Here is a 14,872-nt window from a genome sequence, read left to right on the forward strand (position 1 = left end):
TTTTGCCTCCTGTACGCGATGCCGCCAGTGGCCACACCGTCGTTATTGCTCTCGTTGATAAGCGTACAGGCAGATAAACGTCAAGTGGCGATTGCCGGCCCTGCGGCCTTGCCCAATTTTCGACCTCGGTTGAGCTTTCCTCCACTCCATGCCCCTTGGCAAAGTTGTGGTTTTGCGGCACCTATGGGCCCGTCCCCAAGCAGGTTCTACCCGCTGCAAACCAGCCCTTTCCAACTCCTGGTTTTGACTAAGAAAGGATCGCCCCGTGAAAGCCGCGAAGAAGACCACGCGCAAGGCCGTTAAGACGGCGCGCACAAGCCCCGCCAAGGCAAAGAAAGGCGGCCAGGTCGCCCGCAAGCAGGCAAAGAAGGCCGCGAAGCCGGCCCGCCGCACCGTCGCAAAGAAGTCGGCCAAGGCGACCAAGAAGGCGGTAGCGTCCCGCCGCAGCACAGTGAAGAAGGCAGTCAAGAAGGCTGTCGTCGCCAAGAAGGCGCCCGCCGTCAAGGCCGCCGGTGCCGCGCGGGCCGTTCCCATCGTCGTCGGTCAGGATACGCTGAAGACCCGCCGCAATCTGAAGGTCGGCAACAAGACCTACGCCTATTACAGCATCAAGGCCGCGGAAAAGGCCGGTTTGGGCGACCTGTCCCGCCTGCCCTACTCGCTGAAGGTGCTGCTCGAAAACCTGCTGCGCTATGAAGACGGCCGCAGCGTCACGGTCGACGACATCAAGGCCATCGCCGGCTGGCTGAAGAACAAGCGTTCCGACCGCGAGATCGCCTACCGCCCGGCGCGCGTGCTGATGCAGGACTTCACCGGCGTGCCGGCCGTGGTCGATCTTGCCGCCATGCGCGATGCCATGGCCAAGCTCGGCGGCGACACCAAGAAGATCAACCCGCTGTCGCCGGTCGATCTCGTCATCGATCACTCGGTCATGGTCGATTTCTCGGCGTCCAAGGGCGCCTTCAAGAAGAATGTCGAGATGGAATACGAGCGGAACGGCGAACGCTACGCCTTCCTGCGCTGGGGCCAGACGGCATTCGATAATTTCCGCGTCGTGCCGCCGGGCACCGGCATCTGCCACCAGGTGAACGTGGAATATCTGGCGCAGACCGTTTGGACCGGCATCGACGGCGACACCGAGGTGGCCTACCCGGACACGCTGGTCGGCACCGACAGCCATACAACCATGGTTAACGGCCTGGCCGTGCTCGGCTGGGGCGTCGGCGGCATTGAGGCCGAGGCGGCCATGCTGGGCCAGCCGATTTCGATGCTGGTACCGGAGGTGGTCGGCTTCCGCCTCCATGGCAAGCCGCGGGAAGGCACCACCGCCACCGATCTGGTGCTGACGGTGACGCAGATGCTGCGCAAGAAGGGCGTGGTCAACAAGTTCGTCGAATTCTACGGCCCCGGCCTGGACGAACTGTCCATCCCCGACCGCGCCACCATCGCCAATATGGCGCCGGAATACGGCGCTACCTGCGGCTTCTTCCCGGTCGATGCCGAAACCATTGCCTTCCTGAAGGCGAGCGGCCGCGATCCGCGGCGGGTCGCCCTGGTCGAGGCCTATGCCAAGGCGCAGGGCCTGTGGCGCACGCCGAAGGCGCCAGAGCCGGTCTTCACCGACACGCTGGAACTCGATCTCGGCACCGTCGAGCCGTCGATCGCCGGCCCGACCCGTCCGGAAGGCCGTATGCCGCTTAGCCGCGCGGCGGCCGAGTTCAAGGATGCTCTCGCCAGCCAGTATGGCAAGAAGACGGCCATCGACTTCCGCGCCAAAGTGGAGGGCGCCAATTTCGACATCGGCCATGGCGATGTCGTAATCGCTGCGATCACCTCCTGCACCAACACCTCGAACCCGAGCGTGCTGCTCGGCGCCGGTCTGCTGGCCCGCAATGCCGTCAAGAAGGGCCTGCGCGCCAAGCCCTGGGTGAAGACCTCGCTCGCTCCGGGCAGCCAGGTGGTGACGGACTATCTGGCGAAGTCCGGCCTGCAGGCCGATCTCGACAAGCTGGGCTTCCAGATCGTCGGTTATGGCTGCACGACCTGCATCGGCAATTCGGGCCCGCTGCCGGACAACATTTCGAAGGCCATCGTCGACAATGACTTCGTGGTCGGCGCGGTGCTGTCCGGCAACCGCAACTTCGAAGGCCGCGTGCACCCGCTGACCAAGGCGAATTACCTCGCCTCGCCGATGCTGGTGGTCGCCTATGCCTTGGCCGGCAACATGAAGGTCGATCTCACCCAGGATCCGATCGGCTACGACAACAAGAACCGGCCCGTCTACCTGAAGGACATCTGGCCGTCGAACAAGGAGATCGCCGCGTTGGTGAATAAATACGTCACCCCGGCGATGTTCAAGAAGCGCTATGCCGACGTGTTCAAGGGCGACCCGAACTGGCGCAAGATCAAGGTCGGCGCCGGCCAGACCTACAACTGGGACAGCAACTCGACCTACGTGCAGAATCCGCCTTACTTCGAAGGCATGAGCACGACGCCCGCGCCGATTTCCGACATCAAGGGCGCACGGGTGCTGGCCATCCTGCCGGACAAGATCACCACCGACCACATCTCGCCGGCCGGTTCGATCAAGAAGGATGGCCCCGCCGGCAAGTACCTCATGGAGCACGGCGTCGCCTACGCCGACTTCAACTCCTATGGTGCCCGTCGCGGCAATCACGAGGTGATGATGCGCGGCACCTTTGCCAATATCCGCCTCAAAAACGAGATGGTCCCCGGCACGGAAGGCGGCATCACCAAGTATGTCCCGACCGGCGAAGTCATGCCCATCTATGATGCGGCCATGAAGTACAAGGCCAGCGGCACGCCGCTGGTGATCGTCGCCGGCAAGGAGTACGGCAACGGCTCCTCGCGCGACTGGGCGGCCAAGGGCACCATCCTTCTCGGCGTCAAGGCCGTCATTGCCGAGAGCTACGAGCGCATCCACCGCTCAAACCTCGTTGGCATGGGCGTCGTGCCGCTGCAGTTCCTCAACGACATGACGCGCCAGGACCTGAAGCTGGATGGCACCGAGAAGTTCGACATCACCGGCCTGGCCTCGGGCCTCAAGCCGCGGATGAAGCTGCCGGTCACCATCACCCGGGCGGACGGCACGACGCAGACCATCGAGGTGCTGTGCCGTATCGATACGCTGGATGAGATCGACTATTACCGCAACGGCGGCATCCTGCACTACGTGCTGCGCAATCTGGCGCAGGCTGCGTAATACGGGTCGCACTCCTACGGAACCGAAAACGGCCGGGTTACCCCCGGCCGTTTTTGTTTGGCAAAGGAACTGGCCAGCGCCCCGGCCGAAGATGGCCGTCGACCGACTTACCTGAGATCGAGCAGCTCGACATCGAAGATCAGCGTGGCATTCGGCGGGATCACGCCGCCGGCGCCGCGAGCGCCGTAGCCCAGCTCGGGCGGGATGATCAGGGTGCGCTGGCCGCCGACCTTCATGCCGGCAACGCCCTCGTCCCAGCCGCGGATGACGCGGCCGGCGCCCAACGGGAATGCAAAAGGCTGCCCGCGGTCGCGCGAGGAATCGAATTTCTTCCCCTTCTGGCCATTCTGATACAGCCAGCCGGTATAATGCACCACGGCGGTCTGGCCGGCCTGTGCGGCCGGCCCGCTGCCCGTCTTGACGTCGATATAACGCAGGCCCGATGGCGTCGTCTTTTCCTGCTCGGCGACGGCCGAACCGGCCAGGAACTGGCCCATCAGGGTGGCGACGGCAACGGTAATGACAGCAAAGGCGCGGCGGGACAGCAGCATGCGGGAGGGCTCCTTGATAGGCTTCTAGAACGGATTCGGTTGGGGGAAAGGGTGCTTGCCAATTGCGGCTCCAGCATGGCCGCAGCGATCCTGCTAGCGGACGCCGATCAGTTCGATCTCGAAGAATAGCGTGGCGTTGGGCGGAATGATCCGCCCGTTGCCCCGGGCGCCATAGCCCAGATAGGGCGGGATCAGCAGCGCACGCTTGCCGCCGACCTTCATGTAGGCCACGCCTTCATCCCATCCCTTGATTACCTTGCCCTGGCCCAGCGCAAATTCGAAAGGCTGGCCGCGCTTGTAGGATGAATCGAACATGCGGCTCGGCTTGTTGTTCTCCCATAGCCAGCCGGCATAGTGGACCGTTACCATCTTGCCCGGCTCGGCCTTGTCGCCGGTTCCGACCACAACGTCACCAACCCGCATTCCCGATGCGGTCTGGCGCATGGTGACGCCCTGTTGCTTGCCGCCGAGGCCGATCGCCCCGAGTAGTGATGAGAGGACACCCATATCGTCACAATACCGCGCAAATCCGCCGCGGACCAGAGGTTCATCCACAGGCGGCCGGGGCATATCGGAGCGAGCCGGGCCTAGAATATCAAGCAGTTGACTCAGGCCCGGGCACGGCATCCCGACCAAACAAAAGGGGCCTGTCTTGCGACAGGCCCCGAGCCGACGCCGGCGACACAGCGGGGTTAGATCGCTTCCTTGAGCACCTTGCTGGCGCGGAAGGCAACCTTCTTGGAAGCCTTGATCTTGATCGGCTCGCCGGTCTGCGGGTTGCGGCCCATGCGGGCGGCACGCTTGCGGACCTGCATGATGCCGAGATCGCCCATGCGGACGCGCTCGCCCTTCTTGAGCGACTTGGTCACGGCGGTGAAGAAATCGTCAAACAGCGCAACAGTGGCCTTCTTCTGCAGATCGTGCTTCTCCGCCAGCATGCTGGCGATCTGTTTCGCGGTCACGGTGACCGTCTTGGTGGTGGCCGCTTTAGCCATAGTGTTCTCTCCTCAAGATATGCGTCAGACGCTTGTTATCTGCGAATCGGGAATTGTTTCCCGAATCCTCAATAGCACCGCCCGGGCATTTTGCCCATCCGGCAATGTGCAAAAAACCGCTAGGCATGCGGCTTTGGGAGGCCTCACCCGAATCGGAGCCGCGAACCATGCGGCTTTACGGCTCCCGCCGATACGGCAGCACATGCGCATGCCTCGAAAATCCGCATGGCTGGCGGGAAAATCGCTGCCCGGTCTGCGCGGCGGAAGCGCCACTCCCCATTGTCCGGTCTTGCCGGAGGGCTCCCGGCATTGCCTCTCCGTCCGGCCGGCATAATTCAAATCCGGACTCCAACCCGCAACACGAGGGCGCCATGGTTCATGCTCCAGGGGCAATATCCTCGCCTTCCTCCGACCAGGACGAACGGCCTCGGAGGTTATCCCGCCGCGACCAGGAGGAAGCGCTGGATGAGGGGCTGCAGGATAGCTTCCCGGCAAGCGATCCGGTTTCAATCAGCCAGCCGACCACGGCAATGCCGATCAACAGCCAGCTACGGCTGTCTGCAACTGGTGATTGGGTCCGCCGCCAGACATGGAAGGCAATACGCCGGGCGGCCGCCAAGACACCGCCACGGCACGGCAAATAAGCGATCCTGGCGGGCCGGCGGCGGCCCGCGGCCCTCCGGCGAACAGGGAAGGAAAACGGCTGTTTTCCGCCCCTGCTCCGTGCCCGTCACACTGAACATACCGGCCGGCCCAGTATGGTCACGCCCAGCGGCCCTGCGCTCTAGTAAGTCTGCATGTTCCGGACACTCGATTGCGTCTGCGGCTGCGAGGCTGCGGGATGGTTGCGTTCATGCGCCCGCCGGCCCGGACGGCAATCCTGAATCGCGCGTACAGGCATAGAGGACATTGCATGGCAAATGGTTTGAAGACCCGCAGCATCAAGGGCCTTCTGTGGTCGGCCAGCGAGGGGATCGGTGTTGCCGCCTTATCGCTCGGCTCCTTCGCATTCCTCGCCCGCCTGCTCGAGCCCGGCGATTTCGGCATCGTCGCCCTCGGCAGCGCCTTCATCATCTGCTTCAACCTGATCATCGGGCATAGCTTCGTCGACGCTGTGGTCCAGCAGCCGCAGCTTACGCCCGAGCATCTCGACACTGCTTTCTGGAGCACCATCGGCGCAGCGATCCTGCTCACCCTGTTCTGCCTCGCCGGGGCAGGTGCCGTGGCCACGCTTCTGCATGAGCCGAAACTCGCGGTCGTGCTGCCCTGGCTGGGAACCGTGCTGGTCGTCAATGCGCTCGGCGCCGTGCCGATCGCCATCTTCCGCCGCGAATTGCATTTCCGCACTCTGGCCATGTGTACATTGTCCGGGCGCGCAACCGGCGCGGCGGCCAGCATCGCCATGGCGTTTACCGGCTTCGGCCTGTGGAGCCTTGTCGCGCAGCAGGTCATTGCCGGGATCGTGACCAGCCTGGTGGTGAGCGTCGCCGCGCGCTGGCGGCCCCGCTTCCGCTTTTCACTGCGTTATCTGAGGGAGATGGGGCAGTTCGGCTTTCATGTCTCGACCAGCCAGGTCATCTCCGGCCTGGGCGAGCAGGCATTGACGCTGCTGATCGGCAGTCTGTTCGGGTCGGTCGTCCTTGGCCATTTCAGCGTCGCCTGGCGGATCGTGCAGTTGATCCGCTCGCTGGTCGCGACGGCCGTCTATCAAGTTGCCTTCAGCACCTTCGCCAAGCTGCAGAACGACCGGCCAGCCATGATCCGTGCCTTCATGAAGGCGACCAGACTAAGCTGCCTCGTCGGCTTTCCCATCGGGATCGGCATGGCCGTCACCGCCCGCCCGGCGATTTTCGTCCTGTTCGGCGGCAAATGGGAAAGCAGCATCCCCATCTTCGCCATCCTGGCCCTCGACATGGTGCCGGCCTTCTTCCTGATCTTCGTCAGCGCCAGCTATCGTTCCATGGGGCGGCCCGCCTGGGCGCTTTACGCCGCCCTGGTCTATTTCGTCGTCGGCATCGGCGGCATGACGGCGCTCAGCCATTTCGGCATCGTCGCGGTCACGGCCTTCTGGGTGATCAAGTCCTTCGCCCTGCTGCCCCTGCATCTCGTATTAACGCGGAAACTGCTGGGCATTCCGTTGCGCCACTTCGTCAGCGCCGCCGCGCCGCCGCTCGCCGCTTCGGCCGTCATGGCGGCCTGTGCCGCCGCCATCCTGTGGGCCATGCGGGATATTCATTACGCGCCTGCGCAATTGGCTGCGGCTGCATTGGGCGGCGCCCTCAGCTATGTCCTGGCGACGCGGCTCTTCGCCCCCAGCCTGTTTCAGGACGCCCTGCAAACCGGGCGTATCATGATCACGCCGGGATCGAAGCATTCGGCCGGAACCGATACCGCGCAGAATCCGATTTAAGCTGCAGCGTCCGCCTGCGCCAGCAAAGGCCAGGATGCATCCCGGTCCGATATGCTGGACACTGGCAAGGGCCAGGCGATCCCCAGCGCCGGATCGTCATGGCGAAGACCGCGGCCGGCTTCGGCAACGTAATATTCCGAAATCAGATAGGTCACCTCGGCATCGTCCGTCATGGTCTGGAAGCCATGCGCAAAGCCTTTCGGCACATACAGCATGCGATAGGAGTCCGCGCTCATGGGAATGCCGGCCCATTGCCGATAGGTCGGCGACTCTGATCGAAGATCGACGATGACATCGTAAATCGCACCGCGGCTGCAGCGGATCAGCTTGGCCTCGCCATGCGGCGCGGCCTGATAATGCATGCCACGCAGCGTGCCGCGCCGGCGGCTGACCGAGACACTGGCTTGCAGCCAGTCGATGTCGATCCCGAGCGCGGCAAATTCACGCCGGCACCAGGTCCTGGCGAAAAAGCCGCGCTCGTCGCTGCGCCTTTCGATATCGATCAGGAAGGCACCGGATAGGCCAACCTCACGAAACTTCATGGCTTTGCCACCGCAGATTGGCATCGAACTGGCCGGTATCGAGCAGCTGCCGAAGCTGGCGCAACCGGGTATAAGGTGGCGCATTGAACACCGCCTCCGTCATGCCGACATGCTCGAAGATGCGCCGGAGCTGCTGGAAACCGCGCTCGGCAGTCCAACGGCAGGTGAAGTCTGGCAGGTATTCCCTGATCTTGGCGAAGGAGACGCGATAGCTGCGGTTGTCGCCGCCATTCTCGCCAAAGGTCACCTCGCACCCCGGGAACACCTTCGCTGCCGTCTCGGCGATCTCGCGGATGCGGTAATTGTTCCCGTCCACGCCGACATTGAAGATCTGCTTGTGCACGAGTTGCCGAGGGGCGCGTAGCGCCGCGATGAAGGCGCTGGCGATATCGGAGATATGGACCAGCGGGCGCCACGGAGTGCCGTCGCTGGTCATCGCGATGCGCCCGGTCGTCCAGGCCAGGCCGGCGAGATTGTTCAGAACGATATCGAAGCGCATCCGCGGCGAGGCGCCAAAGGCCGTGGCCAGACGCAGGAAGGTCGGCGAGAAGCCGTCATCCGCCAGGGCGGAAAGATCGCGCTCTACCAGAACCTTGCAGCGGGCATAGGCAGTCTGCGGGTCCGGCGGCGATTCCTCCGTCCGCGGATTGGCATCGCCGGCCGCGCCATAGACGCTGCAGGACGAAGCATAGACGAAACGCCGCACGCCAGCCGCCTTGGCGGCTTCCGCCAGCGCCACCGAGGCTTCATGATTGATCCGGTAGGTCAGACCCGGATCGTTCTCGCAGAGCGGATCGTTCGAGAGTTCGGCCAGGTGAACGATGGCGTCGTAGCCCTGCAGGTCGCCCGGCTTCACGCTGCGTATGTCGCGGGTCAGCATGCGGGGCCGGTCGCGGCCGTCGTGAAACAGCCAGCCGGCGCGGTAAAGCCCGATATCCAGACCAGTCACATCGAAGCCTTCCTCCACCAGGCGCGGCGCCATGACATTGCCGATATAGCCATCGGCGCCCGTCAGGAGAATCTTGGCGGGCCGTTCGATGCGCCCCCCCGTCTTCGCCGGCTGGACCGCCGCCTTGTCGATTACCAGATCTTCCATGGTGCATTGCCTCCGCGCCACATGCCTTCAAGCAAATTCTTGTCCCGCAGCGTATCCATGTTCTGCCAGAAGCCGCGATGCCGGTACGCCGCCAGCTTGCCCTCCCGGGAAAGGCGTTCCAGCGGCTCGCGCTCCCAGCTCGTCTCGTCGCCGTCGATGTAATCCAGCACCTCCGGCTCGAGCACGAAAAAGCCGCCATTGATGAAGGCGCCATCCTCGTTCGATTTTTCCCGGAAGCCGCGCACGCGATCTTCGCCCGGCATCAGTCCCAGCGTGCCGAAGCGGCCTGGCTGATGCACGGCGGTGACCGTTGCCAGCGCGCCGGACTTGCGATGGAAGACGATCAGGTCGTTCATGTCGACATTGCAGACGCCGTCGCCATAGGTAAGGCAGAATGTCTCGTTGCCGAGATACTCGGCGACGCGCTTCAGGCGCCCGCCGGTCATGGTGTTTTCGCCGGTATCGATCAGCGTCACCTTCCAGGGCTCGACGCCGTTCTTGTGGACCTTGATGTCGCTGGAGTGCAGATCGATGGTGACGTCCGACAGCTCGAAGGCATAATTGCGGAAATAATGCTTGATCATGCTGCCTTTGTAGCCGCAGCAGATGACGAACTCCGTCAAGCCATAGGCCGAGTAGATTTTCATGATATGCCACAGGATCGGCTGCCCGCCGATCTCCACTAGCGGCTTGGGCCTGATGGTACTCTCCTCGCTGATCCGCGTTCCGAAGCCGCCGGCCAGAATCACCACCTTCATGAGATGCTCCCATCGTTGGAACGCGCCAAGCCGTCCTGCACCGCATAGGGGAGGGCTTCGGCGTCGTTGGCTGACTCTTCCCCGATTTTTTTGCTGACCTTGCTGTGTTCGGCGAGCAGCCGCTCGTAAAGGGCGACATGCTGCCGTGCGATCTTGCTGATATCGAAATGCCGCAGCACCTTCTCGCGGGCCTGCTGCGACAGGGCGCTGCCGGGGCCGCCATGCTCCAGGCACCAGGCGATTCCGCGCGCAAGATCGTCGGCGGACAGATTCTCGGCCAGATAGCCGTTGATCTTGTGGTCGACGATGTCGACCTGGCCGGTATTGGCGAAGGCCGCCACCGGCGTGCCGCAGGACATTGCTTCCAGGGCCGTCTTGGCGGCGTTTTCGTAGATCGACGGCACCACCATCACGTCCGCGCAGGCATACAGCAACGCGATGCTGACATCGTCATGCAGCCGGCCGACATAGCGGATGGGGAAGCCGAGCTGATCGTCACCGCCTTCGCCGCCGAAGGCCACCGCTATGAGCCGGTCCTCCCAGCCTTGCGCCATCAACAGGCGTAAAGCCTTGGCGAGGTAGCCGAATCCCTTGCGCGGATCCTTGACGCCATGCAGGGCGCCGAAAAGCACGACCTTGCGGTCCATCGGCAGTCCCCATACCGCCCTCGCCATCGCCTGATCCAGCGGCTTGAAGCGATCGACATTGACGCCGTTGGGGATGACCGTGATTTCATTCTTGAAGGTCAGCGGGCTTTGCCGCGCGCAGGCCGCCATCCAGTTGCTGAGCGGCACGAAGGTGATCGCGGCATCCCGCCAGTAACGGTGCTTGCGCCGCCATTGCCAGCGGCTGATGTCGAAATCGCTTCTCGACCCGAGTTGCGGGCAGGAGCCGCAGCCGCTGGTATATCTCGAGCATTCGCCGGCATAATGGCATCCGCCGGTCAGCGGCCACATGTCGCGCAAGGTCCAGACCAATGGGTAATCCTGCAGTCGCGCGATGGTGCGGATCGGCACCGCGCCGCGGCCGGCCCAGTGGAAATGGACGATATCCGGGCGCAGCCGGTCGACGGTAGCCTTGATGTCGAACGGCAGCCAGCCGACCGACCACCAATTGTGCGGCTCCCATCGATAGAATTGCAGCGGCAGCCGGTCGAGCGGATCGCGCAGCGAGTCCAGCAAGGCCTTCTGCGTGCCGCGCCGCGTGACCACCGAGGGATCGCGGCCATATTTGCGCAAGACCAGCATGGTAGAATCGATACCGGCTTGCTGCACGGCCTTGTGCAGGTTGTATGCCCCGACGGCCGCGCCTCCATCGCCGTCCGTCGGAGAAACATGCAATACACGGATCATGGCGGACCGTTCCGGGAAGATTGCGCTGCGCTGCGGATGCTGCCGCCGGCAAGCGCGGCTTCGACATGGCGGAGCGCCTTTTTTGGATGCGCGATGGCGGCACCGAATTCGGCAACCATGGCGCGCCCCAGCGTGGCGATGCTCGGCGCACGCTGTGCGGCGCGCAGGCCGGCCAGATGATACTGCAGGAAATCCCGGCCCCGGCCCGTCACCAGGCCGCGCACCAGCAGACGATAGCAACGGCGCAGATGGTCCCGTTCCAGACGCGCCAATTCCTCCGGGCCGAAGTAGCGCGGGCCGTATTCCTGCAACATGAGCAGCCACTCCCGCATCAATGTCTGCCGCTGGGAGGTAACCAGCGTCGTCATTGAATCTTCGTGGATGCGGGAGAAGCACAGGACTTCATGCACGAAGCCGTAATCGACGCGGTCGAGCAGATCTAGATAGTTGGCGAGATCGGAATGCAGATAACGCGGCGGATAGAATGGCCGCGTGCCGCGCACCAGATCGGCGCGGATCAGACCGGAGGTCGGCGCAAATCCGAAGACGTCCTGGCGCAGATACAGCCGCGCGACCTCGGCGCCGGGAAAAACGCTGCGCTCCTTCGGCAGGCCTTCGCATTCGACGAAGGTGCCGCGCAGCCGCAGGGATCCGACCATGCCGATGGAAGGATTGCGGACTGCGAGATCGACCATCTTGCTCAGGCAATCCGGATAGATCAGGTCGTCGGCATGCAGCACCTTGCAGTAGGTACTGCGCTCCGAAATCTGCTCCATGGCGCGATTCCAGTTCTCCACCATGGGCAGCGTGGCGGGATTCGAGACGACCCGGATGCGCCGGTCCGCCGCAGCGTATTGCTCGGCGATCTCGCGAGAGCCATCGGTGCTGGCATTGTCGAGGATGACATGCTCGAAATCGCCATAGCTCTGCTGCAAGGCGCTTTCGATGCACTCCTTCAGGAACCGGGCGCCATTATAGACCGGCGTTACGATACTGACGAAAGGCTGTGAGGAGGACATTGATATCTCCGGCTCCAAGCTAGGCTTGGGCGGCCATAAGGGGCTCTGCCTCGGGTTTGCGCAGGTCGGCCGAGAACAAGGCGTCCTGCTCGGCGCGCAGACGATCGATCAACCGCCCCTGCGGCAATTCGACATCGTCGTACGTGAGGACCGCATCCCGCGGTAGATCCCGCTTGAGCCGGCACCCGACCGCGATGCCGATCGGCAGCAGGCGGTCGCGGCTGGCGACTTCGGCCTTTTCGGCCAGGCCGTACATCATGTAATGACCGAGATCGTCGAGCGTTGCCCCCGCTTTCAGATCGGTCTTTGCCGCCGCCACCACGTCCACCCGCGGCGCGCCCAGCGGCGCGATCGCCGCATCGCCGAACAACACGGCACGGGCCACCGAATTCGGCACTTCGAAATGGCACAGATGGTAAGGCGTGTAGAAGCAGTAGAGCGGCCCCTCACCCAGCTTATAGAGCGCGAGATAATGGCGCTGGATCGGATTCTCCATCACGCCGAGGACGAAGACGCCCGGCGCCGGATCGGCCCCGACGACGTAGTCGACGATGCCATCGCCGGCGATGATGGAGTCCATCGGAAACAGCTTGGCGACATCCTCGACGCGCACGCCGTCGGCATTCGGGCCATACATGCCGCGCCGACCGACGCTCATGCCGGTGGCATTGGCGATGATCGCCTGCTCGAAGGATATCTTCGTGCCATCGGCAAAGGACGCCACCATATGCGGCTTCTGCTTCCATTTCCGGGCGAACGCGATCTGGGTGGTCGGATTGCGATAGGGATCGTGCAGCCCCTTGATGTTGCCGCACAGCACCGGACGCACGCCGATGCCGCGCACGAAGCGATACAGGTTCAGCGTCACGCCCGGCTGATCGCCGTCGCAATTCGTATAGACAACTCCGGCTGCATCGGCCTTGCGCTTGAGCAGCGGCCCGACGGTGCCGTCCAGCTCCGCATTCATCAGGATGACGTGCTTGCCGTGCTCGATCGCGGCGCAAACCACCGCTGCCGCATGATCGAAGGAGCCGGTTACCTCGATGATCGCCTCGATCTCCTCCGCCTCGCATAGCAGGCGCCAGTTCTCGGTCACCGCCGGAGCGCCCGCGGCGATGGCAGCGCGCAGACCGAAGGCGGAGTCGACCGTGCGCGGCACTGCCTGGCCGGCATCGGTGAAGGCCTGCCGCGCCGGCTCCAGTCGGCGGTTCGCGATGGCCACGAGCTGAATGCCGGGCACGGCAGTAATGATTTGCAGCGCGATGCCACGCGCCATGAAGCCCGCTCCGATCAGGCCGACGCGGATCGACCCCTTCTCCAAGCGGCGTTTTTCCAAAGCTTTATCGACGATGACCATGCCGCAATTTAGCGATGCTGCTGGCGGCATAGCGTGTGATCATATGGTGGTTGTCGTCTCAGGGATTTGTCACAGCACGGCCCGTCACCGCCATATGCGTGCATATCCCTTCGGCGCGGCTCGTCACGCTATATCGGCCATGTCGCATGGCGACGCGTGTGGCGCTGCCGGTATTGTACACCCGGCATTTCAACAGCGCGCAACGCGGGGCCCTGGGGGCTCCAGCCGCCATCTGGCCCGATCATCCCGTCCGATTCGCAACCGCGACACAGCGCATCGTCTCTGCGATTGACAATGTACTTGTTTTGTTCTTTACTCCTTTTATGCCAACGCGCCATCTTTTCGACCGCCGCGCCGAACTGGACCAGCTACGGCGTCGTTTGACCGCCCGGTTCGGCCCGATTCGCGATACCAGGCGCGACAATCCCACCGGCCAGTTCATCCACGCCTTCATCGGCAGCCGCACCCGTGACGAAGTTTCCTCCCGCGTCTACCAGCGGCTGTTGCAAAGCTGCGGCGGCAGATGGGAGGAGATCATCGAGACCCCGGCAACCGAACTGGCAGCGATTCTGGCCGAGGTCACCTTTGCCGATCAGAAGGCCCCGAACCTGAAGACCGCCTTGCGCAACATCCGTGCCCGCGCCGGCGCAGTCGATCTCGAATTCCTCGCCGATCTGGAGGTCGAACCGGCCTTGTTCTGGCTCGAGCAGATTCACGGCGTCGGCCGCAAGATTGCGGCAACCACGCTGAATTTCAGCAGCTTGCGCATGCGCTGCTTTGTCGTCGACACACATGTCTGGCGCGTGCTGCGCCGGTTCGGCCTGGTCGGCGAGCAGGCCGAAGCAGAGGATGTCTACGATGCGGTCATGGAGATGGCGGACGATCTCAACGCCGACGACCTTTACGAACTGCACTGGCAGTTGAAGACGCTCGGGCAGACCGGCTGCAGGCATGCGCAGTGCGTCTGCACCTCGTGCTGCCTTTCCGAATTGTGCATGAAGCGCATCGAGCCCGGCGCCAAAGGCGCGGCGTGAAAGGCTGCGAGCGGACATTGTCTGGATAGATTGGCTGGGGGACTAGGATCTTCACTGTCCCCACAAGCAACGCCCTCTTGCAGCAGCCAAATTCCCGCCCCGGCAGGGGTTGTGGGGACATTGTGGGCACGCCCGAACGAGCCCGCAAGAGGTATTGAAGACCGAAATAATCGGCGGCAAATTTCGAGGGTCCGCCCAACCACCGGGACTGAAATCTCGCCGGACCGGGTCCGGGCTCGGACAACTGACGTTCCGCGATGACCGAGACTGCCAATACCCTCACCCGCCCCGAGTTCCGTGACGACCCCATTCGGCGCACAACGATACCGCCGCTTCGGCTGCAGCAAGTGATCGATGAGCTTGGGAGTGGCCGGACCGGCACTCTGATCTCTGGCCCTACGAGTAGCCTACCAGAAGGGCTAACCGTCGCCTTCCGATCCAGCCGATGGAGCGCTGACCCCGAGTTGCCTGCGGGAGAGGAACTCCAGTTCAGGGAGCTGAAGGCTTGCATGCTGGAGGGAGGCCGACCTTTCGG

The 14,872-nt window shown here is 63.5% G+C and carries 12 protein-coding genes; 3 read left to right on the top strand and 9 right to left on the bottom strand.

Going from position 1 to position 14,872, the window contains the following annotated elements; translation table 11 throughout:
- Window positions 1–532: 532 nt before the first annotated feature.
- Entirely contained in the window at window positions 533–3,223 is a 2,691-nt protein-coding gene (gene acnA / locus VF194_RS12880; RefSeq protein ID WP_330891591.1) for an aconitate hydratase AcnA, read from the top strand.
- Window positions 3,224–3,330: 107 nt separating this feature from the next.
- Here acnA and VF194_RS12885 read toward each other — a convergent pair whose 3' ends face one another.
- The 3 genes from VF194_RS12885 to VF194_RS12895 form a co-directional block, all read right to left on the bottom strand.
- A complete protein-coding gene (locus tag VF194_RS12885; RefSeq protein WP_330891579.1) occupies window positions 3,331–3,774 on the bottom strand; it encodes an FKBP-type peptidyl-prolyl cis-trans isomerase in 444 nt (147 codons plus the stop codon).
- Between the two features lie 93 nt (window positions 3,775–3,867).
- A complete protein-coding gene (locus tag VF194_RS12890) occupies window positions 3,868–4,281 on the bottom strand; it encodes an FKBP-type peptidyl-prolyl cis-trans isomerase (RefSeq protein WP_330891580.1) in 414 nt (137 codons plus the stop codon).
- A 185-nt stretch (window positions 4,282–4,466) separates the two neighbouring features.
- A complete protein-coding gene (locus tag VF194_RS12895; protein WP_330891581.1) occupies window positions 4,467–4,769 on the bottom strand; it encodes an HU family DNA-binding protein in 303 nt (100 codons plus the stop codon).
- Between the two features lie 913 nt (window positions 4,770–5,682).
- On the opposite strand from VF194_RS12895, the gene VF194_RS12900 reads away from it, so the two are divergent.
- Window positions 5,683–7,179 (top strand): lipopolysaccharide biosynthesis protein, encoded by a 1,497-nt coding sequence (locus tag VF194_RS12900; protein ID WP_330891582.1) that lies wholly within the window; start codon window positions 5,683–5,685, stop codon window positions 7,177–7,179.
- Here the strand turns inward: VF194_RS12900 and rfbC are convergent.
- From rfbC to VF194_RS12930, 6 genes are read right to left on the bottom strand one after another with little or no spacing between them, the layout of a single operon-like run.
- The gene (rfbC, locus tag VF194_RS12905; protein WP_330891583.1) at window positions 7,176–7,721 is read right to left on the bottom strand and encodes a dTDP-4-dehydrorhamnose 3,5-epimerase; all 546 of its coding nucleotides are present in this window, start codon (window positions 7,719–7,721) and stop codon (window positions 7,176–7,178) included. The two genes, VF194_RS12900 and rfbC, sit on opposite strands and share 4 nt — an antisense overlap.
- Window positions 7,708–8,817, bottom strand: a complete 1,110-nt coding sequence (locus VF194_RS12910; RefSeq protein WP_330891584.1) for an SDR family oxidoreductase — start codon at window positions 8,815–8,817, stop codon at window positions 7,708–7,710. Before VF194_RS12910 ends, rfbC begins: the two co-directional genes overlap by 14 nt.
- Entirely contained in the window at window positions 8,802–9,575 is a 774-nt protein-coding gene (rfbF, locus tag VF194_RS12915) for a glucose-1-phosphate cytidylyltransferase (protein WP_330891585.1), read from the bottom strand. Before rfbF ends, VF194_RS12910 begins: the two co-directional genes overlap by 16 nt.
- Window positions 9,572–10,927 carry a glycosyltransferase family 4 protein gene (locus tag VF194_RS12920; protein ID WP_330891586.1) on the bottom strand — a complete coding sequence of 452 codons (1,356 nt, stop codon included), beginning with the start codon at window positions 10,925–10,927 and terminating at the stop codon, window positions 9,572–9,574. Before VF194_RS12920 ends, rfbF begins: the two co-directional genes overlap by 4 nt.
- The gene (locus VF194_RS12925; protein WP_330891587.1) at window positions 10,924–11,946 is read right to left on the bottom strand and encodes a glycosyltransferase family 2 protein; all 1,023 of its coding nucleotides are present in this window, start codon (window positions 11,944–11,946) and stop codon (window positions 10,924–10,926) included. Before VF194_RS12925 ends, VF194_RS12920 begins: the two co-directional genes overlap by 4 nt.
- A 19-nt stretch (window positions 11,947–11,965) precedes the next feature.
- On the bottom strand, window positions 11,966–13,267 hold the full coding sequence (locus VF194_RS12930) for an NAD(P)H-dependent oxidoreductase (RefSeq protein WP_330891588.1): 1,302 nt from the start codon (window positions 13,265–13,267) through the stop codon (window positions 11,966–11,968).
- A 194-nt stretch (window positions 13,268–13,461) separates the two neighbouring features.
- Here VF194_RS12930 and VF194_RS12935 point away from each other — a divergent pair, with 194 nt between their 5' ends.
- Window positions 13,462–14,337 carry a hypothetical protein gene (locus tag VF194_RS12935; RefSeq protein ID WP_330891589.1) on the top strand — a complete coding sequence of 292 codons (876 nt, stop codon included), beginning with the start codon at window positions 13,462–13,464 and terminating at the stop codon, window positions 14,335–14,337.
- Window positions 14,338–14,872 lie beyond the last annotated feature (535 nt).

Origin of the sequence: Ferrovibrio sp. (assembly GCF_036381655.1) — a bacterium.
GTDB lineage: Bacteria > Pseudomonadota > Alphaproteobacteria > Ferrovibrionales > Ferrovibrionaceae > Ferrovibrio.